Source organism: Candidatus Saccharibacteria bacterium (genome assembly GCA_016191105.1).
Lineage (GTDB): Bacteria > Patescibacteriota > Saccharimonadia > CAILAD01 > BJGX01 > JACPPH01.
The window spans coordinates 156,610-176,644 of the sequence record JACPPH010000008.1; the positions used below are offsets into that span (position 1 = coordinate 156,610).

Below are 20,035 nucleotides of genomic sequence, written 5' to 3' on the forward strand. Positions count from 1 at the left end.
ACTGGTCAATTACTGGTAAACATTTAGGCAGCCCAGCTGTGGCCAAGGCTGTCTAGCTTCAAGTTATCACTTGTAAACATTATGGGTTCTTCTTCTTTGGCTAGACTATCAGATAGCTTAATAGCTAACTCTATCAATTTGCTAGTTGATACTTCTGATAAGTCTCTGTTACCTAATTCATCTCTAATAGCTGTCAATTGAGTCCCTAAAACCATCACTCTATGTCTTTTTGTAGCAAGGTACTGATCACGTAGCGATTCTAGTTCAATCGCTTTATAATTTGCTAATTCACTTTCTAGTTCATCGCTCCATTTGATTAGGGTGGGTTTGCTTACTCCAATAGATTCAGCAATACTGTTGTAGCTATTGCCTTTGGCTCTTAGCTCAATAAACTGCTGTTTCTTCTCATTCATAGGTTCTACAAACTTCTGGCTTAGAGAAAATTATTACCAGCCTGAGCATTGTGGCGTTCCACAGCCTGTCTATTTTTTTCTTCCTCTTCTTTAGTCCAGTAGTTTATCTTAAGACCAAATACAACACGACTTACGGTGGCATTCTTGTTTTCTTTGCTTATATCGCCACCGCCTTCAATGAATTCCAGCACTTTAATACCAGCTTTGCCTGATTTTTTGTCTGAATGTTCTGCTGATACTGCTATATCAAACTCAATAGTGCGTGCATTGTCTTTCTCAGAAAACTGAATATCTCTTGATGTCTCTGTTCTAGCTTCATCAACAGCAGCATTGATCTGAGTTAAAACATCTTTCACAAAATCTTTTAAATTCATTGCTCTGTATCCTGTTTATTCTGTACAGATTGGCTTATATCAGGTGTTTGTGGCTTAAATTCTTCAATATGAACTCTACCATCTGGTGCAATAAATGGCCTATCTTCCCAATTAGTCGTGTCTGAGGGCGACGCTTGAGGTGGCAGTGGTTGTTCTTGAGGTTTATCTTCCATAATTACATTATAGCAAGAATGTAGTTTCTAAGGCTCTACTAGGCTTTACCAGGTTATCAAGCTGTTGTTTTAGATGTTCTAATTGATTATTGAGTAACCTATAATTGAGTAGAAGGGTATACAGGGCATCTAAGTTAGGTTCGATTTGAGTATGCATACCCCGACCACGTCATAATACCGCTTCAACACAAAAAGTGATTTCAACTGAAATCACTTTTGTTGTTTGTGCAGCATTTTTACTCTTCAATTGAAAACAGTATAGTTTTCAATTGAAGAGCAGCAGTGATAAAATTAGATTATGGATCTGAACTTATTTGTACAGCAAAATCTGTGGTGGCTGTTGCTTCTAACCGCCTGGAGTTTGGGCTGGAAAGGTTGGGCTCTTTGGCGGGCAGCCAAACTGGATCAAAAAGCTTGGTTTGTGGTTTTTATGATTGTTAACACCCTTGGAATTTTAGAAGTTTTTTATGTCTTCTATTTTTCCAAGCAAAAAACCGCTACAAAAACTGCCTCTAAATAATGCGGTCGTTAGATCAGATTAGAGCCGATATAGACGTTGTCGATAAAGCACTCATCAATGATTTGAAGCGGCGTTTTGAACTAACTCATGAGACCGGCGTATACAAGAAGACTCATAACTTACCAAGCCTAGATAATACCAGGTATCAAAAATGTTAGTGGCCAGAAATGAAGCAGCCAAGGCCGCTGGGCTACCCGAGGACTTAGCTATAGAAGTCTTTGGTCTAATTCACAAATATTCTGTACTAGAACAAGATAAGCTAAAATAGCCATTGCGGGGTGTGGCGCAGCCTGGTAGCGCGCAGCGTTCGGGACGCTGAGGTCGCCGGTTCAAGTCCGGCCACCCCGACCAATCTAAGTTCATCACTTGCTTAATTTAACTTGGCCAAGAGTTGCGTGATCTGAATCGGCGCGCCGGTTAGCCAGAATTGTATATCTGGCGCTGTCCGGCCACCCCGACCAATAGATTACTATAGACTCAGCAAAAACCAGCGTTTAAGTTATACTTGTTTGTATGAATAAGCACGACAATAAGTCACTAGATCTGAGACGCAAGCCAGCTAACGATCGAAAAGAAGCAAAGCAAAACACTGCCACTATTGGCCAGACGAAAAAACCCGGCTTTTTAAAACGAAACAAAAGACTTCTGCTTGTATTACTAGCAATTGTATTAATAGGCATTGCTATATATGTACTGTTTCTATTGCTGTGGCCAAAAGTTCAAAAGAAGAGTGCTAAAGAAATTTATAGTAGTGCGCAACAGGCTACTTCGGATACCGATATGGTCTTTATTCCATCGGCAGGAATTCAAGCCGAAATAGCCGAGGGCGGTGCAGACCAGCTCGATCGCGGCAAGGCCTGGCATAGGTTCCCAGATCGCGGCGACCCCCAAAAAGGTGGCAACTTTATTATTACTGGCCATAGCTTTGTGTGGGGCTATTCTCCGGGCGAAACCTCCAAGAAATCAATATTCTATAGTTTGGGTGATGCTAAGCCGGGCGACGAGGTGATTGTAAGGTGGAACAAGCAAATGTATAACTACACTATAACCGACAAACAAACCGTTAAACCTACCGAGGTGGCAATTGAAGCTGCCAGCAAGATACCCCAACTAACTATCTATACCTGTACTCAAGGGGGCACAGCCGATGGGCGAATAGTGCTGGTTGCAAAATCAAAAAGCTAGCGCCTTGTAGCTTTTATGTCTATCTGATAAGCTATAAAAAAACTTATGGTTTATGGTGGTAAGAAAACTGATACAAATATTTGGCCTAGCTCTAACCAGTTTATTGGTGCTGGCTTTTTTTGCAACCAAAGCCCAGGCTGCAACCTTTACGGTTGATAGTGTAGACGATGGCGGCAACACGGGTGGGCCGGGTGTTTGCGACGATGGTGGTGGCAAGTGCACGCTGCGCGCGGCTATAGAGGCAGCCAACACTACAGCTGGAGCCGATGTAATTAATTTTGCTATTCCTGGTGGTGGGGGTGTAAACACCATTACACCGGCCCTGCCATACGAAATAACAGAACAGGTTACAATCGATGGCTCCACTCAAACTGGTGCGAGTTGTGGCACATTAGTGCCAGCTAGCTTGCCGGCGAGTTCAAACACCCCACACGTACTTAAGATTGAAATCGATGGTTCGGGCATGGGTACTGGGTCGGGCTTAGAGCTAAGCTCTGGCTCTGACGGCTCGGTAATACGTGGGTTGGTTGTGAACGATGCGCAGTCTCGGCCAGAAATCCAGATAAATGCCAACAGTGTTACGGTTGAGTGTAACTATATAGGCACAAATGTTAGTGGAACTGCGGCTGGCGCCAGTAATACCGGCAGCGGACTCGAAGCTAGTGGTGCCTCATTGACAATTCAAAATAATCTAATTTCTGCGAATGAGGGTAGAGGAATGTATGTGTCGGCATATTCACCTGGTTCGTTGGTGGCAAACAATTTAGTTGGCGTAACGGCCAACGGGCTAGGCGCACTTGCCAATATGGGCTCTGGCATTGTAGCTAGCCAATATACAACCGTTAGCCATAATATTGTTAGCGGTAATACAACAGATGGGATATTTATACAGGGCTACTTCAACCGCATAACTGATAGCTACATTGGGTTGAGTATGAATGGCTCGGCGCTGGGCAATGGCGGTAGCGGCATAAATACCGACAGAACCAGTAACGATTACCGCATTGGCGGCTCATCGGCTGGCGAGGGCAACATAATTTCGGCCAATGCCAATAATGGCATTTCTATTCGAAGCCAGTCTGGTATTGCGTGTCCAGCGAATCAGATTTCCTACATCTTTGGCAATAAGATTGGTACGAACGTAAGCGGTGAAGCACAGTCTGGTTATGGCAACGGTGGCTCGGGCATATCTGCCAGCGAAACTGTTGGCGGCAGCTGTGTTACAAGTGTATATAAACACCAGATAGGCGGTGGCAACTCTGGAGAAGGTAATGTTATAGCTGGCAACGCTCAGGACGGCGTACGGGTGTATGAATATAATAACCCAGAAGATGATACTGATCATACTGATGTTTTCAGCATCTCGGTGGTGCAAAATAGTATTTTTGGCAACGGCAACCTAGGCATAAACCTGGCGTCGGCCAGTGATCCGTTCAACGACGTTGCAAATGTTGATTTAGGGCCAAATAGTCTAAATAGCTTCTTGATTGACTACCCAGCCAGCCGTGCCAACAACTATCTAAATAGCCCAATCATAAACTCACTCAGTACAAGCGGAAACAATATTACGGTTAACTACAGTTTTCAGGCACCGCCCAGAGTAGTAGAGAACCCCAACTTTCTGCTGGCTTCAAACCTGGTCGGCTATAGGCTCGACTTTTACCTGAATAACGGCACTCAAGACGGTGCCTATTCGGGTTATTCACAGGGCAAAACTCACCTGGGCAGCTTTGTTGTAAACGGCTCGGAGGCAGGGGCAACGCATACGTTTACTAGCCCGGTTGCGCTAAACCCAAATCAAAACATTACAGCCACTGCAACTATATTGTGGCAAGTCCAGAATTGTTCTGGCCAGCAAGATCAAAATGGTGCTGGACCACCCTATGGCGGCTGTGGGGGTTAATAGAAAATAAGCTAAGGAGTAAGGATATGAAAACAAATCAACAATTAGATTCAAAAAAACTATTAGTGCTAGTTTTGCTGGGGGTTGCGACTACATTGCTAGCATTGGAGCTTACGGCTTTGCCAGCTAGGGCACAAGAAATTAATCCAGACCCAGGCACCTACAGCTATGGCTCGACCTCGGAGTTTTCGCCCTATGTGTCGCTAAGCGCTTCGGGGAACAGCTCTTTGGCTCAAACAGGATCTGACCAGTTGGTCGGGTATTTGGCAGCCGGTTTGCTGGCGTTAGGTGCTAGCGTGGCGCTGTACTTGTCGCGTAAACCAGGAGTTAGGGCAGCCAAAAATGTTAAAACGTAGTGCATATTTAGTAGCTGCTTTAGGCATTGGCTTGTTTGCATTGTTATTTTTTGCCCAAACTGCCCAGGCTGCAACTTTTACGGTCGATAGCGTTGATGACGGCGGCAACGCGGGTGGCCCAGGTGTTTGTGACGATGGCGGCGGCAAGTGCACGCTGCGCGCGGCTATAGAGGCAGCCAACACTACAGCTGGAGCCGATGTAATTAATTTTGCCATTCCTGGTGGTGGGGGTGTAAACACCATTACACCGGGGTCAGACTATCCGGATATAACTGAGCAGCTTACTATAAATGGTGAAACCCAAAATAACCCAAGCTATCCTACGATTGCGCCAGATGGTGCGAGTTGTGGCACATTGGTGCCCGCTAGCTTGCCGGCGAGTTCAAACACCCCACACGTACTTAAGATTGAAATCGATGGCACCAGTGTAAATCGTGTTTTTAGTCTAGCTGCCAGCAATATCACTCTGCGCGGTCTTGCAATCCACGACGGCTCAACGGCAGTTTATGGCAACTCGAGTATAAATAATACTCTAATTGAGTGCAATTACATTGGCACAAATCCACCTGGCACGGCAGCCGAGGGTGGCACAGAAGGTATAAATCTACAAAGCAACAATAATTCAACAATTCAAAATAATTTGCTAAGCGGCACAAATAACACAGGCATGTTTATTTACAACAGTAGTAATGTGCTTATCCAAAACAACTTGGTTGGGACTACCGCAATAGGCACGCAGGCGCTGGGTAATGGCAGTATTGGCATATATACCTACAATCTCACAAATGCGACCATTAGCCACAACATTGTTGCTGCGAACGGCGGCGGTGGTACGCGGGACGATTTGGGTACCTCAACCACTTTCACCGGTAATCTGGTGGGCATAGGCCTATCTGGTAGCCCATTGGGCAATACGGGCGATGGAGCAATCTTTAAGGGCTCGAACGGGTTTGTGGTTGGCGGCACATCTGCCACACTTCGCAACGTAATGTCGGCCAATACCGGTGATGGGCTACATATTTTTGCCAACTGTGATGTCGGCTCATCACTAGTCTCGAACACATACGGCAACTATATTGGTACCAATACAGATGGCACAGTGCAGTCTGTATTCGGCAATGGCAAGGCGGGCATTGAAGTTAATGAATACCAAGGCAACTGTGGGTCGGTTTATAAACACCAAATTGGCGGCGATAGTGCTGGCCAAGCCAACATTATAGCCGGCAATGGTGCTCAAGGTATCTTAATCCACCAGGACACCAATCACGATGTATTTAGCATAACGGCTATCGTGAATAGTATTTATGGCAACGGTCAGTTTGGTATTGATTTAGCTGCCGACAGTAGCACTACGAATGGGGTTGCCGACACCGATCTTGGCCCCAACCCGCTAAATTTACTAGCTATGACTTACCCCACCACAGTTGCCAATTATTATCTTAATACCACTATTGTGAATTCGGCTACCTACTCTGGCAACCAGGTTACTGTTAATTACAGCTTGCAAGCCAACCCGGCACAAAATAGTAGTGACGGTGTTAGCTTACTTGCCAGTGATCTTGTTGGCTACCGCTTGGATTTTTATATAAATAGTGGCGGCCAGGACGGCGCTTATGCTGGCTATGGGCAGGGCAAAACCCATTTGGGCTCATTTATAGTAAATGGCTCAGAAACAAATGCCAACCATACTTTTATTAGCTCTGTTGCTTTGACCAACGGCCAAACAATAACTGCTACCACGACCGTGCTTTGGACTAATAGTCCAGGCCCAGCTATTACGCCACGAGAGTGTGACGGTGAAACCGAACGAGAAGGCAATGGACCACCATATAATTATGTAGGTTCTTGCCCTATGTAGTTTTGTATTAGTGACGGACCACCTTATCAGATATCTAGTGACTGTAATTAAAAGCCCTTTGCAAAATCTTTAGAAACGACTATAGTGTAATTAGTTTTACAAAAGTATAGGTGGAATTTGGAAGAGCCAAGTTTGTTTATAATAATCTCTACCCATCTAGTTGGCGCAAACTGCCAACGAAACACTGAAGGCTGCAGCAAAAAAGCTGCAGTTTTTTGTTTGGGACAAACACTATGAATGACTACATGTCCAAAAATATATCTGTTATAAAAAACTCTGGCAATCCTCAGAAAACTTGCCAAGAAGTATGCAGGTTGATATTCTCACACTACGAGCAGGGTCGGCTAAGTGCTGCCGAAGCGATGGTTTTGTTAAAAAGCAGCATAGTACAGTTAGATGATCGAAAAGAAGGCGGCTTTAGGTTTCTGTCTGTATGTAAAAAACCGGGCGCGATGCTAGCCATATTTGCACTAATAGGGGCACTACTAGGCGCGACTTTTACACTAAGTGGTGCATATAATTCAGCTCAAATTACCGTATTAATATTTAGCTGCTTCATTAATTTGATATTAGGGGGTATGGTTTTTGCAAAAAATCCAAAGAGTCAATGTAACAAGATATTCTTTGCAACATCGATTGTACTGACAGGCTTTTTACTGACCAATTTTATGTCTTTACACCCCCTAGCTTTAGCACAAATTACTTGGATAAGATTACAAATGGTGAGTGTAGTTAGCTTTGTATTAGGCTATTACCTCATAATCTTGTTGTTTCCCAATAGGCTAATTACTCAATTGTCGCAATTCCAAAAAAGTGTCATTGGACTTTCACTCATATTAATAGGCTTGTGCTTAACACCAACGATTTTTGTTGCCACAACTCAAGCTCCCAATGCACGTCTTGGCAACTTATTCTTTTTAATACTTGTTCAACAATTTGGCTTAATAGTACTTACAATTTATGAAATATACAAGAAATCCAAGGTTGCCACAAAAACTAGAAAACTACAACTAGTCATAATAGCTGTTGGCATACTTTTTAGCTTTTTTGGTATCTTTGTATTCAACTTTATATTCGTTCAAGTACTGAATACTACTGCCTTCATCTACTTGAGTAATCTTGCCACTCTAGCCTTTACTGCTAGCTTTGCTTATGTAGTTTTTTACAAAAAAATGTTTGATAAGATACAGAGATTAAAAAAGTTATCAGGGCTAACCTGGATAACCGTGATTGGTGTTTGATTATTTGCGAGCACATTCGCAATAAGCTGACTATGTTAGTTCTACCGCTGTTTTTGTAATAAATTTTATAGGTGAATCAAATATAATAAGAAAACCGAACCCATAATCCACACACATAATCACTGGCTGCTGCTATCTATTGGCTAAGACCTAAAATAACTGGTAAACTTCTTTAGTCCCAGCTCCTAGATTGGTAAACTGCTATAACTAGAGAACAAACAGGTTTGTGTTCACAGATTGTTCCAGAAACTGATAGTTTGATGGGGTGCCAGCTATGATCTGGGCGCCTTTTCATCATATCTGTTAAGGTCTTATAAATATCTTTTTGAACCTCATCTTCACTGCTCCCAGTATGTTCTACAAACATACCCTGTTTAGTTTTTTTATCTAATACCCAACCTATACCCGCCCAAGCTTGTTTATTTGGGATAGTTTCACGTTTTTGAGCAATAACGCAGTAAAGTTTATGACCAAATTTGCCATTTTCTGGTTTTGGTTTGGATTGTATAATTTTTGAACCAGCTGGAATAATCGAACTCAAGTAAATTAGATTATAGTTTGCAGCACCTGCTTCCTGTAGTGCAGTATCAAAGGCAGCTAAAGGAGTAGGTCCGCTGGCAGATGCCTTAACAACATGTATATCCATAATAGATATTGTAAACTAAATTTAAAAGCATATATATATTGACAATCTAACTGAAATATAGTAGAATAGAGAAAGTTCTTTTTACAGAAGGAACGATCCTTGAGAACGGGAGTAAACATGCAGAAATTGGAATCAAACAGCGATCATCTTGAGTTCCAGCTTCCGCTGGTGGTCAAGGTTTTCGTGTTCGTGATCCCACTTTGGATCATCAACGCGTATGCCACCCGATTAGGTCTCTGGCCCGTAGGAATTGCTCTCTCCGTAATCACGGCGAGTGCAATTATTTGGCAATGGCCGAAGATTGAACGTGGAATTGTCAAACTCCGCCACAAAGCAATCAACGACTACCACGTCAGTCCCAAGACTTTTGCTGTGCTTTACATCTTCAGTTTTGCGCCTTTCTATCTTGGCCTGTTCATGATGGCCGAAGGTGTCGTTCGTCAAAGTTGGGCGCTAGTTGCGCTAGGAGGACTGATCAATCGGTTTTCGTATGCGCTTCCTTATCTCTACGTCATTTTCTGGGGGGATCTCACTGAAAAGGTAGGAATTTGGAAGATCAGGCTTAGACTAAACGTCTTGGTGTGGGGTTGGATTGTCATTTCGGTGGCTTTCTTTGTCCTAACAAAGGTGCTCTCGTAGCACCACCCCTTAAAGGAGTAAGTATGTCGTCATACGTTAGCATGGAAAGTGGTTTCTCGGATGACGTGGTTGAATTGTTGTGGCCCTTGTATGACGAAGGCTTCAAAGACATCAACCTGCACAGTCCGTGCCGGCAATCGTTCAACTACGGCGAATTCGTTGCTGCGTTAAAGGACCCCAGGGTCTATAGGGCAGTACTACGAGATGACGAAAGCAACGAGATGCTCGCTGTGGCTGTATGGAGCAACAACTTCGATCACTTCCCTTGGCTTAGCGCGGAGTACTTCAAAGCGAGGTACCCCGAGGAGTTTGAGGCAGGCCGACTGTACTACACAGTTGCAACCCTATCTCTCAACAAGCGAAGTGGGCACATGACAAAGATCATGCTTGAGATGACTCGACGAATCGCCGCGGAACGTGGCAGAATGTTGTTTGATCTCTGCGAAGAACTTGTCAACATAAATTGGCAAGTTGTCATCTTTGAAACAGCCAGCTCAGTGGTTGATGAACCACTAGAACTGGAAAACCTTGGAGTACAGCAATACTTCTCGGTTGGTTTCAAGAGTTGACGCCAGGGGACCCTTAGGGGTCCCCTTCTCTTTTTGTTATAATAACTACAAGTAGAATGAAAATTCAATTTTTTATCTATATTCCTACATTTCTGTTACTTTTTTTATTGGGGCTACTTGTTTATCTAAAAAACCACAAGACACGCTCCAACAAACTTTTTATATTATTAGATGCCTCCATATTGTTTTGGTTGATACCTTCATTTGTGGCTGACATAGCCACAGACTCAATGATTTCGTTAAGAGCCCTTCAAATAGGGTATTTAATATCGCTCCTAATTCCTTATTTTTTTATATTGTTTTCATTAACTTTTTTATCTAATAAGAAACTGAACAAACTTACAGTAGGTTTACTTACACCGACCCCAATTGTTTTATCTTTATTTTCATTTAGTGTACTAAACATTAATGAAGTCACGATTAGAAATTGGGGGGCAGAGGTTACAAAAAGTGGAATAATATATTCAATTTCAGCTGCTTATTTCTTTGGGTACGCGTTACTAGCCTTGCTAGTGCTAATTAGAAAACAGAGAAAATCGAAAGGTAGTGAGAAGGACCAACTTAGGTTGATAATATATGGTACAGCATTCGCTGCCATTGCAAATGTAGCTACGAGTTATGTGTTTGTTCTATTTGGTAATTCACAATATGCAGTTTTATTTGGGATACCATCCTTTGTTATATTTGTAGGCTGTATAACCTATGCAATAGTAAGACATAAGCTATTTGACATAAGAGCTGTAATTGCCCGATCGGTTACATTTGTGCTGCTAATAACTACTATGGCTGGAGTTTATGGTGTAGTGGCTTTTCAGGTAATAAATGTAATACTAAAGGGGAGCTCTAACACTGCAAGACAGCTGGCCGATGTTCTGCTGGCTGTGGTGTTGGCTTTTACGTTTGGGCCGCTGCGGCGGTTCTTCGAGAAACTAACCGATAGGGTGTTTTATCGTGATCGCTACGATCCACAAGTGTTGGTAAACAAAATAGGGCGCATTCTGGCCAGCGAAATTGATTTAGAAAAACTTTGCCGCAAGGTTATAAGTGAATTGACGGTCTCTATGCGTTTAAGTTTTACCGACATAGTAGTATTTGGCGAAAAGGAAGTTCATTTTCAAACTCGGGTGTTTTCGCCAGATCAGCACCACATATTAATTGCCGATCTAAAAAAGCTTGGCCGTTTAGCTGTGGTGCGTGATGAGTTAGCTACGGGCGAGCGAAAAGAGGTTATGGATAAATACGGGGTTAGCGCCAGTCTGGCCTTGCGAACCAGCGAGGAGTTTATAGGCTATCTTTTGTTGGGCGAAAAGAAGTCAGGTGACATATATAATGATCAAGATATTCAGATTCTTAAGATTATTGCTAATGAGCTATCGGTGGCCATACAAAATGCCAAAGCCTTTACTGAGATACAGTTATTCAATGCAACATTGCAAGAGAAGGTTCAACGTGCCACCAAAAATCTTCGTCATGCCAACGAACAGCTCAAAGAGCTAGATCAAGCCAAAGATGAGTTTATTAGCATGGCCAGCCATCAGTTGCGCACACCGCTAACTACCGTTAAGGGCTATGCCAGCATGTTAGCCGAGGGCGATTTTGGCAAGCTGAACAGCCAGCAAAAAGAGCCGGTGCAAGAGGCTCTAGACGGCGCTAGCCGTATGGCTCGACTAATTGACGATCTGCTGAATGTTAGCCGCATGGAGGCCGGCCGGTTCTTTATAGATGCTGTAAGTACCGACGTGGTTAAAATGACTCAGCAAGAAGTAGATCAACTGCAAAGCCTGGCCCAAGCCAAGAAGGTAGAGCTTGTGTACGAACCGCCCAAAACACCGCTCAAGCCAATTTTACTCGATGAAAACAAAACCCGCCAGGTAATCATGAACCTGGTCGACAACGCCATTCACTATAGCCAGCCGCCGGCCGGCGGAGGGCATGTTCATGTTAAGTTAACCGCCGAAGGCAGCAACTTGGTGTTTACGGTGCAAGACGATGGCATTGGTGTGCCAAAAGAGCAGCAAGGCAGGCTTTTTCATAAGATGTTTAGAGCCGGAAATGCTAAAAATGTTCGGCCAGATGGCACAGGCCTTGGTTTGTACCTAGTTAAGCGGGTAGTCGAAGACCAGGGTGGCCAAATAATATTCCAAAGCGAAGAGGGTAAGGGTTCGCTATTCGGGTTCCGATTACCATTGAGCGGGGTTCCTCAAGAACTGTTGGGTAAGGCCAAAGAAATTGCCAAAACCGCCCACCTGACTGCTTAGTTAAGATTTGGCTCCAAAGTAAGTCTTATAGAGTAACCTTCACCATAGTTTGTATCGTAAGTCTTGTACCCCTTGGGAAATAGTTGCACTAACTGCTTATGCTCTACTGCGATATTTTTTTGATGATCAGTATATTTAGCTAAGTACTCATCGTACAAAACCGGCGTAACAATAATCAATCTACCATTACTATTCAAAAGACTGTTAATTTTTTCTACAAACTCAGCTTTATCGTCGATGAATGCCAGTACTAAATTTACAGTTATTAAGTCAAACTTTTTCTTGCCAAAGTTATAGCTCATAAAGTCACCAACAATTCCGGCCGAATAATCACTTAAATCAATACCTGTAACTCTACAGCCCCTATCTTTGAGCTGCTTCATCAGTTCACCTTGGCCACAGCCAATATCTAATACATCACCTCTAGGACTGATATCATCGAGTATGATTTCACTCACAGAAGCAAACTTCCGACCTTCTTTATATGCTTTATTCCAATCTAATTTTTTCATTGCAATTACCCCACAGATATGAGGGTCGGAATGGCCCTCGTACAACCCAGGGTCGTAGGCGATGCCGTGTTCGGCCATGAACATCCTTGTGTCGTCCGCTGGCCGTACCACATCGCCGTCCCGATCTGTCGGGTTGTGGTGCAAGAAGAAGCCGAAAGCGTCGCAGCAGTACTGCTGGTACTCGCGCGTGTAGAGGATGAAGGTGTGCCAACCGATGTCGACGAGCTGGGGTGAGCCGAGCCCCTCCTGACTCATGGCCGCGGCTCGCATGTAGATCAGCGTCTCGTCCATGATGGCGCTAGCCATCTCGCACGAGAACTGATGCTCGCCCATCATGAGTTTGATGATCCGTTGGCGAGTCTCCTCGAGCGGGTGTATTGTGGTGTTCACTGGTAGGTCTTCTTTCGTTTATTTGGCTACCAGTTGCCCGCACTATATTCCTGGTTGTACTTATTGTCAAACATCGTTATAACGACAATTTGCAACTTCCGGCAGTAACTATTACCATAAGAACAATATGTCCCCACTAAAACTCATTGCCTTATTTGTACTAGTATTTTGTGTGAGTGCTTTCTTGTTGTTGCTAATTGTCAAAATAACACATTTTATTACCAAAGATCATACCAACAACTACTGGCTGGCAATTGCAGTCTTTTCAGCGCTGCTGGCGGCCATGGTTGTTTATACTAATTTAGGAAGATAAATGGCGGTTGAGCTTATTACCCTAGACAAATTGTATCTTCGTGGCAAAAGAGTCTTTGTGCGGGTTGATTATAACGTAGTCGAAAACGGAAAGATTATCGATGACTTTCGAATCGAAGCTAGCCTAACAACCCTGCAGTATTTGTTAAAGCAAGACTGTGCGCTTGTGCTGGCGAGCCACAATGGTAGGCCAAATGGCAAACCAAATAAATCTCTGAGCCTTCAACCAGTGGCTCGGCGACTGGCGCAGCTTTTGCGCAGAGAGGTGGTTTTTATGCACGACTGCGTGGGTAAACAAGTAAAAGCAGAAGCTACTGCACTGCGAGCGGGCGACATAATGATGCTCGAAAACTTACGTTTTCACCCGGGCGAAGAGAAAGACTCGGCCGAATTTGCCAAAGATCTGGCTAGTTTAGCCGAAGCCTATGTCGACGATGCTTTTGCCAACATCCATAGGGCTCATGCTAGCATGGTGGGAGTGCCCAAACTCTTGCCACATGCAGCTGGCAAACTGGTGGCTACCGAATACAAAACTCTACACCATATGCTAACCAAACCTACCCGTCCATTTACGGCCGTGATTGGTGGGGTTAAGGTGTCAGACAAAATCGATGTATTATATGGCCTATTAGACATAGTCGACAATCTGCTTATCGGTGGTGCTATGGCCAACACCTTTCTGGCAGCGGCTGGCAATAATATGCGCGCCAGTGTGGTTGAAAAAGATCACCTGCGCGACGCTAATTACATTGTCGAAAAAGCTAAACAAAAAGGTGTTAAGCTGTATCTACCAAAAGACTTGGTGGTAGCACATTCCATGCAGCGCGGGGCAGCTAAACACACGGTCGATGTTGGTTCGGTTCGAGATGGCGAAGCCGCCTACGATCTGGGAGATGCTACTATGAAGGGGTTTAGTAAAGTTATTAAAGTTAGCAAAACGGTTTTTTGGAACGGCACGCTAGGCATGGCCGAAATCCCCGACTTTGCAACTGCTAGTCAGCAGTTGGCGCGGGCTATGCTAAGCTCTGGCGCCGAAACAGTAGTGGGCGGGGGAGACACGGCAAGCTTTGTAGACGCCGAAAAACTGCACGATAAATTCGACTTTGTTTCAACCGGCGGCGGGGCTACATTGGAGTTGATCGCGGGTAAAAAACTGCCGGCTCTCGAAATTCTGTTTAAGAAATAAACAATTCTGGCATAATAGGACTGTGCCAAATAACACAATCGAGCTAGTAAAAGAAGTTATCGCCGATTTAGAAGCAAATGGAGTTAATGTTTTGCTTGGCGGCGGTTGGGCCGAAGAACGGCTTGGTCTAAAGGCGCCGTGGGCGCATGGCGATATTGATCTTTACTACATCGCTCAAAACTTTAATCTGCTAGATAGCTACATAGCTAAGCGCAATCTTAAGCTACACAAAAACAAGCCCCACAAACGGGCATTCAAGGTGAATGGCGTGCAGGTAGAGGTTATTCTTATACAACAAGATGAGGGTGGATATTTCTCTACTTACCAAAATCATTCCGATGTTGTCGATAAAGTTACTATTAGATGGCCAGACAACATAAAAACTGCTTGTGATCTTGGTATTGAACACTTGAGTCCGACAGCCCTAAGATTCAAACGCAAAGTTCATAGGCAACTTTTCCCAGAGTCAGAGCATAGGGCCTAAGTTCTAATTGGCTTAATGCCACCATGACTTACAATTACCGCCGGCCGGCCATGAACCATACCAATCCGCTCTATACGCAAACCGCATTCGGCACAAAATGCATCTGTGCCGGTTTGTAGATTACTTACCCAACTCTATCGCTACCAATTTCATTTAAATAGCACCTTATAAGGACTCCTGATTTGGCTTTGCTGGTACTTGCCAAAAGGCAGATGACCGTTCTTGCACCTTACCTCGATAACTTTTTGCTTCATGGCAATTGACTAACGTTGCGAACGCGCCGCAGGGTAAAGATGTTTTCGGGAGTTTGATACAAGCCACTTATGGTTGTAACTGCGGTACTAAAACCAGCCTTGCGCACCGCATCGATTGTGGTGCCATTAAAGCTGCCGTACGGGTAAGCCAGGGTGGTTATGGGCACACCTAGCATTGCCTCAAGTTTTTGTTTGGCGCTCACAATCTCGAATGTCTGCAGCTCGGCATTTAGAACCGGAAGATTAGAATGATCAGCAGTGTGGTTGCCTATTTCAATTAGACCAGTTGCTAACGCCTGTCTAATCTGGTTCCAGTTTAAATAACTATCGCCACAATTGCCAGGTCTGCGCTCAACACCAATACACCAGTTAGAGCGTTCGCCAGCTGTAATCAAATACAGCGTGGCCTTAAAATGGTGTTTAATAAGGCTGGGCATAGCTGCTTGCTGGGCCGAAAAACCATCGTCAAAGGTAATAACCGCTGGCTTGGGCGGTGAGGTCATTTCGCCCGATATGATTTTGGCTGCCTCGGCCATACTAACAGTGGTGTAACCTTTGGCTGCCAATTGATTCATCTGAGAATCAAAATCGGCCGGCGGTTTGTGGTAAAACAATATTGGTAGCAGCACACTTTTGGTAGGGCTGTTTGCAGCAGCCACGGGTTTATTTGGTTGTTGCCTGGCATACAGAGCTTTGGCAAACTCTATTTGGGCGCTTCCCAGGCTCAATTTAGCCTGATTAATCTGGTTGTAGGCCTGCAGGTATTTACGTTGCTTTATAAGGTCTCCAGTCTGTTGGATCTTCTGCTCGCTGCTAGACTGGTCGTCGAGGCTAAGATTGCTTTGAGTGGCTAGCTTTCTAAAAAGTTCTAATCGCTGCTGAAGGGCATTGGCTTGAGCGTTTAGGCGCACACTGCTAGCTGCCTGGCTACGTGCAATGGCGTGAGCTCGATAATATACAAAGCCTATAGCTGCGGCATATAGAATAACCATTGCAATACTCAACAGGGTTAGCCAAAGACTCAAGTGCTGGCCTCGGCCTTTCGCAGACCCCCTGGACTTAGATTTTTTTGATTTTGATTTGCTGGCCGGGTGTTTTTTGGCTGGCATAGTTTAACAAGATAACATACGAACAAAAGTAAAACAACTTAATAGCTTAACTATAAAGACAAGGTGGGTGCAGCCACATTAGTAGCTTGGGCTGGGTTAGTGGCTTGACGATCTTCTAAGCCAGCCTCGATTTCGAGTAAACGGTTATATTTAGCAACTCGTTCACCTCTAACTGGAGCGCCTATCTTTAACCCCATAGCGCCTATGCCGTAGGCTAAATCAACTATTAGGTCGTCATTGGTTTCACCCAGGCGTTGACTGATTATCACCTTAGCGCTAGTGCTGCGAGCAGCCTTAATGGCTGCGAATGTTTCGCTAATTGAGCCGATTTGACTTGGTTTTATTACTATGGCGTCAAATATCTTGTCTTTGTTGAGCTCTTCGATTTTTTTGCCGTTCGAAACCGTGTAATCGTCGGCGATTATCAAGAATTCTTTGTTGTCTTTGGGCATGCCTTTAATAATTTCTAGACCCTCAAGATCGCTTTCGGCAAACGGATCCTCAATGGCGTACAGGCCAAACTTTTTATGCCAGTCCTGATACAATTTGTTCAGATCACTAGCATGCAGTTTTTGAGCTTCTACTTGGTAAGTTTGGTCAGCAAAAAAACTATTGGCTGCGGCATCGATAGCCACATCAAATTTTTGGGCTTGCTTAGTGGCCAGCTGACTCATAGCTTCAAGCATTACCTCAATGTTGGCTCCAACGGGCGCTAGGCCACCATCATCACTACTCAGCAGCGCCGAGGGGCCGTAGAGGTTCTGCATAATAGTTTGAGCGGTATGATAAACTTCGTCTATTTGAGCAACTGCCTGCAATGGCTGGTTGGTTTGGGGGACGGCCATAAACTCTTCTATACTCACGCCTGGAGCGTGCTTGCCACCACCAAAGATAGTAGCAAACAGCCGCGGAAACTCCGGACTGGTGCCATCAACCTCAGCTATATACTGCCAAACCGGCTTATTTTGCTCGGCTGCGCTCAACTTAAGATAAGCTGCCGATAGCCCCAAGATCGTATTGCTGCCCAAATTTTGTTTATTAGGTGTGCCGTCGAGCGCAATAAGCAGGCTATCGAAGTCTTCTTGCTGGGCTAGTGGATAGCCGGTAAATTTATGGGCCAACACCTCGGTAATTACCTTTATACAATTAGTAACTCCCATGCCGCCGTAAGTTTCGCCGCCATCGCGCTTTTCGACAGCCTCGTCTTTACCTCGGCTTTGACCAGAGGGCACCGAAAAAGTAGCTGTTTTGCCACTATCCGATACAATATTAACCCGCAGTGTTGGTACACCCCGAGAATCCAAAATCTGAACCGCCGATATATGCTTAATGTTCATAAGATAGCTGTATGCTAAATTATAGCATAAGCAGTAAGAAGAATTCTATGCGAAAGGGGCCCGTACAGGACCCCTAATCGCTCCTCATGGCGAACGACTACCTAGCTGGCATCGTCATGTTCGTGTCCGAACCGCCGCTCATACGATCGCGCGCTTGGCTTGTGGTAGTGCCGCGTGTGAGTATTGCGCACGAAGCCTGTAACCTCTGGCTCCACCGAACTTGGTTTTGCACCGGTCTGCTCCCAGTCGTTGCCCGTTGCCAGATCCAGCATTGAGGCCACAGATTGTCTGCCCGTAGGCAGATATTGGCCAACACGCCGTGGATCTTGTGTGGCACAACCGGCTGACTGGCTACTTCTTCTGAGGAGCAGAACCCCGAGACCAGCTGCTCCAGCCCCGAGGATCACTTTGGTACGAAGTCGCATTACTAATACCTCCCTGTAGGCCGAAAATGCGATGCCGGCATTTTAACTTATATTTATCTGTTAATCAAAAAACCACCTGGTGACCCCAGGGGGAGTCGAACCCCCGTTGTCAGGATTAAAACCTGGTACCTTTCGTTATAAGTCAATTAGGGCTTACGCAAAAAGCTTAACGCCTTTTTGCTTCAGTCTCCATTAACTTCTTCCTCTTAAATCAAAACACTTTGGTGACCCCAGGGGGAGTCGAACCCCCGTTGCCAGGATGAAAACCTGGTGTCCTAACCGCTAGACGATGGGGCCACAAAGCAAGTGTTTTGATTTAGAAGGAACAATAAGCTGTAAGTTGAAATTTATAGCTTGAGCATAGTGGTTAGTGCTATCAATGTAAACTGAAGGCTTTCTTGTAACGCGACGATGGGACCATCAGCTAGTTTCTAGGCAAAAATAACCTCAAAATTATACCATTTATGCCTATATTCTTCAAGAGATTGGACAAGTGGTGGGTATTTAGGTATAACTTAAACCATAAGGATAATCATGACAGACATCGAACCAAGAGCCTCAACTGAAGAACATGCAGCTTCAAGCCTAAGTGCCAAAGAGCTAGAGGCGCTCAAGCCGGATTCACAACTGGGCAGAGCAGTTGATCAGGCCGTTGCCAATGAAGACCAAATTGTTGCTGAAGAAGCCAGGGGGCGCGAGATAACCCCCGATCGTGCAGCTTCGATGCAAAGAGTGGCGCAGGCTATGGTTGAAGGCAAAGTAAAGCCCCCGGGCTCACCCGAAATACGTGATCAAGTATTGCAAGAAATGAAGACCAGCCTGCAATCTTATGAGGCAACCGGCGATCCCTCGGAGCTTGTAGGGGTGTTTGATAAGTACCGGGTCGGCAGCAATACTGGCCAAGCAGAGATTGAGCGACTAACAAAAGCACGTAGAACCCTACAAGAGAAAATTGCCGAGTCAGATGCCAAGCTTCAGGCCGAAAAAGAGGCCAACAAGGCTGAGCGAAAGGCAAGGCTTGAGGCTTATGATCGGCGTCAGGCAGACGAAAAGGCTACCATCAAAGAAAGTCGAAAAGGCAAGTCGCTATCGCGCCGCTTCTTTAGCTGGTGGGCAGGAGAAAACTAATGGGCGGCGAAAAGTTTCCAGGCAACCATGATGGCGACAATGTAAGGCCGCTTGTGCCAAAGCTAGGCTCACCGAATAATCCTTTGCCAATTGACTCGCATTCAGATTTAGCAAACAAACCAAACAGTATTGTGACCGATGTAGACAAGAAGGCTAAAGCAGCGCGGCGAAAAAACCTGCGCCGAGGAGTTGTGGCCGGGTTGGCTGGCACAGCCATAACAGCCGCTGCTGTAGCTGGGGTGAGCCACGAGCAAGTCCGGCGCGAAAAAACTGCCGAGACCAAGCCCGAAATTAAACCTCTAGATATTGAAGGTCTGCGCAAAGGTAATAGGATCTTGTATCTGCCGGGTGAGTTTAGGATTGATTTTAGTAAAGTTCGTGCCCGAACCAGCCCTCATGTCGAGGAGGACTCGGTAAGCGGTTCATCGAACCGTGTAGATATGGGCGAGGAGGCAATAACACAATCAAACATAATGGTTGTAACGAATGAATACGGTGGAGCTGCATACGATAAATTTGGACCTTGGTATGTTTTGTTTGGCAGCAATGGCGAGGCTATATATGTAACAGCAAGCGATAATTCTAGTGGCGTGAGTCGCACCGGATCTGGTCAACTGCTCCAGTATGATAACAAGCAGATCGAGAGAGCGGCACAAGGAGGTGTAGTTGAAGACGCACTTACCTCCGGGGTTGTTATCAAAAACGAAAACGGGCAGAGCTCAGTAACCCCACCGTATAGAATAGAAAAAGGTCAATAAACGTG

The 20,035-nt window shown here is 45.0% G+C and carries 23 protein-coding genes and 2 tRNA genes; 16 read left to right on the forward strand and 9 right to left on the reverse strand.

Annotated features, from left to right (window positions below):
• Positions 1-23: 23 nt before the first annotated feature.
• From HYX70_04705 to HYX70_04715, 3 genes are read right to left on the reverse strand one after another with little or no spacing between them, the layout of a single operon-like run.
• Positions 24-413, reverse strand: a complete 390-nt coding sequence (locus tag HYX70_04705) for a hypothetical protein (GenBank protein MBI2798555.1) — start codon at positions 411-413, stop codon at positions 24-26.
• A 20-nt stretch (positions 414-433) separates the two neighbouring features.
• Positions 434-787: a hypothetical protein gene (locus HYX70_04710; protein MBI2798556.1), complete on the reverse strand. Its 354-nt coding sequence runs from the start codon at positions 785-787 to the stop codon at positions 434-436.
• Positions 784-960, reverse strand: a complete 177-nt coding sequence (locus HYX70_04715) for a hypothetical protein (protein ID MBI2798557.1) — start codon at positions 958-960, stop codon at positions 784-786. The genes HYX70_04710 and HYX70_04715 overlap by 4 nt, the downstream gene beginning before the upstream one ends.
• Before the next feature lie 298 nt (positions 961-1,258).
• Between HYX70_04715 and HYX70_04720 the strand changes: the two genes are divergently transcribed.
• The 8 genes from HYX70_04720 to HYX70_04755 all read left to right on the forward strand — a co-directional run bounded on the left by HYX70_04720 (position 1,259) and on the right by HYX70_04755 (position 8,023).
• The gene (locus HYX70_04720) at positions 1,259-1,480 is read left to right on the forward strand and encodes a hypothetical protein (protein MBI2798558.1); all 222 of its coding nucleotides are present in this window, start codon (positions 1,259-1,261) and stop codon (positions 1,478-1,480) included.
• Positions 1,480-1,638 (forward strand): chorismate mutase, encoded by a 159-nt coding sequence (locus HYX70_04725; GenBank protein MBI2798559.1) that lies wholly within the window; start codon positions 1,480-1,482, stop codon positions 1,636-1,638. The genes HYX70_04720 and HYX70_04725 overlap by 1 nt, the downstream gene beginning before the upstream one ends.
• A gap of 116 nt (positions 1,639-1,754) precedes the next feature.
• A tRNA-Pro gene (locus tag HYX70_04730) sits at positions 1,755-1,831 on the forward strand.
• 162 nt (positions 1,832-1,993) lie between these two features.
• Positions 1,994-2,665: a sortase gene (locus HYX70_04735; protein MBI2798560.1), complete on the forward strand. Its 672-nt coding sequence runs from the start codon at positions 1,994-1,996 to the stop codon at positions 2,663-2,665.
• Positions 2,666-2,717: 52 nt separating this feature from the next.
• A complete protein-coding gene (locus HYX70_04740; GenBank protein MBI2798561.1) occupies positions 2,718-4,568 on the forward strand; it encodes a right-handed parallel beta-helix repeat-containing protein in 1,851 nt (616 codons plus the stop codon).
• 26 nt (positions 4,569-4,594) lie between these two features.
• Positions 4,595-4,924, forward strand: coding sequence for an LPXTG cell wall anchor domain-containing protein (locus tag HYX70_04745; protein ID MBI2798562.1), 330 nt, complete (start codon positions 4,595-4,597; stop codon positions 4,922-4,924).
• Positions 4,911-6,782, forward strand: coding sequence for a right-handed parallel beta-helix repeat-containing protein (locus HYX70_04750; protein MBI2798563.1), 1,872 nt, complete (start codon positions 4,911-4,913; stop codon positions 6,780-6,782). Before HYX70_04745 ends, HYX70_04750 begins: the two co-directional genes overlap by 14 nt.
• A 245-nt stretch (positions 6,783-7,027) precedes the next feature.
• The gene (locus tag HYX70_04755; GenBank protein ID MBI2798564.1) at positions 7,028-8,023 is read left to right on the forward strand and encodes a hypothetical protein; all 996 of its coding nucleotides are present in this window, start codon (positions 7,028-7,030) and stop codon (positions 8,021-8,023) included.
• Between the two features lie 172 nt (positions 8,024-8,195).
• Here HYX70_04755 and HYX70_04760 read toward each other — a convergent pair whose 3' ends face one another.
• Positions 8,196-8,669, reverse strand: a complete 474-nt coding sequence (locus tag HYX70_04760) for a pyruvoyl-dependent arginine decarboxylase (protein ID MBI2798565.1) — start codon at positions 8,667-8,669, stop codon at positions 8,196-8,198.
• Positions 8,670-8,786: 117 nt separating this feature from the next.
• On the opposite strand from HYX70_04760, the gene HYX70_04765 reads away from it, so the two are divergent.
• The 3 genes from HYX70_04765 to HYX70_04775 are packed head-to-tail and all read left to right on the forward strand — an operon-like array spanning position 8,787 to position 12,135.
• Positions 8,787-9,308 (forward strand): hypothetical protein, encoded by a 522-nt coding sequence (locus HYX70_04765; protein MBI2798566.1) that lies wholly within the window; start codon positions 8,787-8,789, stop codon positions 9,306-9,308.
• A gap of 23 nt (positions 9,309-9,331) precedes the next feature.
• Entirely contained in the window at positions 9,332-9,877 is a 546-nt protein-coding gene (locus tag HYX70_04770; protein ID MBI2798567.1) for a hypothetical protein, read from the forward strand.
• 56 nt (positions 9,878-9,933) lie between these two features.
• Positions 9,934-12,135: a hypothetical protein gene (locus HYX70_04775; protein MBI2798568.1), complete on the forward strand. Its 2,202-nt coding sequence runs from the start codon at positions 9,934-9,936 to the stop codon at positions 12,133-12,135.
• Here the strand turns inward: HYX70_04775 and HYX70_04780 are convergent.
• Positions 12,132-13,037, reverse strand: coding sequence for a methyltransferase domain-containing protein (locus HYX70_04780; protein ID MBI2798569.1), 906 nt, complete (start codon positions 13,035-13,037; stop codon positions 12,132-12,134). The genes HYX70_04775 and HYX70_04780 overlap by 4 nt on opposite strands.
• 127 nt (positions 13,038-13,164) lie before the next feature.
• On the opposite strand from HYX70_04780, the gene HYX70_04785 reads away from it, so the two are divergent.
• From HYX70_04785 to HYX70_04795, 3 genes are read left to right on the forward strand one after another with little or no spacing between them, the layout of a single operon-like run.
• A complete protein-coding gene (locus HYX70_04785) occupies positions 13,165-13,350 on the forward strand; it encodes a hypothetical protein (protein ID MBI2798570.1) in 186 nt (61 codons plus the stop codon).
• Positions 13,351-14,535: a phosphoglycerate kinase gene (locus HYX70_04790; GenBank protein ID MBI2798571.1), complete on the forward strand. Its 1,185-nt coding sequence runs from the start codon at positions 13,351-13,353 to the stop codon at positions 14,533-14,535.
• Positions 14,536-14,557: 22 nt separating this feature from the next.
• Positions 14,558-15,019: a hypothetical protein gene (locus tag HYX70_04795; GenBank protein ID MBI2798572.1), complete on the forward strand. Its 462-nt coding sequence runs from the start codon at positions 14,558-14,560 to the stop codon at positions 15,017-15,019.
• Between the two features lie 250 nt (positions 15,020-15,269).
• Here the strand turns inward: HYX70_04795 and HYX70_04800 are convergent, their stop codons facing one another.
• The 4 genes from HYX70_04800 to HYX70_04815 all read right to left on the reverse strand — a co-directional run bounded on the left by HYX70_04800 (position 15,270) and on the right by HYX70_04815 (position 18,441).
• A complete protein-coding gene (locus HYX70_04800) occupies positions 15,270-16,382 on the reverse strand; it encodes a polysaccharide deacetylase family protein (protein ID MBI2798573.1) in 1,113 nt (370 codons plus the stop codon).
• 50 nt (positions 16,383-16,432) lie between these two features.
• Entirely contained in the window at positions 16,433-17,719 is a 1,287-nt protein-coding gene (locus tag HYX70_04805; GenBank protein ID MBI2798574.1) for a hypothetical protein, read from the reverse strand.
• Between the two features lie 101 nt (positions 17,720-17,820).
• Positions 17,821-18,144, reverse strand: a complete 324-nt coding sequence (locus HYX70_04810) for a hypothetical protein (GenBank protein MBI2798575.1) — start codon at positions 18,142-18,144, stop codon at positions 17,821-17,823.
• A gap of 222 nt (positions 18,145-18,366) precedes the next feature.
• Positions 18,367-18,441 (reverse strand) — tRNA-Glu (locus HYX70_04815).
• Positions 18,442-18,678: 237 nt separating this feature from the next.
• Here HYX70_04815 and HYX70_04820 point away from each other — a divergent pair.
• Entirely contained in the window at positions 18,679-19,272 is a 594-nt protein-coding gene (locus HYX70_04820) for a hypothetical protein (GenBank protein ID MBI2798576.1), read from the forward strand.
• Positions 19,272-20,030: a hypothetical protein gene (locus HYX70_04825; protein MBI2798577.1), complete on the forward strand. Its 759-nt coding sequence runs from the start codon at positions 19,272-19,274 to the stop codon at positions 20,028-20,030. Before HYX70_04820 ends, HYX70_04825 begins: the two co-directional genes overlap by 1 nt.
• Positions 20,031-20,035 lie beyond the last annotated feature (5 nt).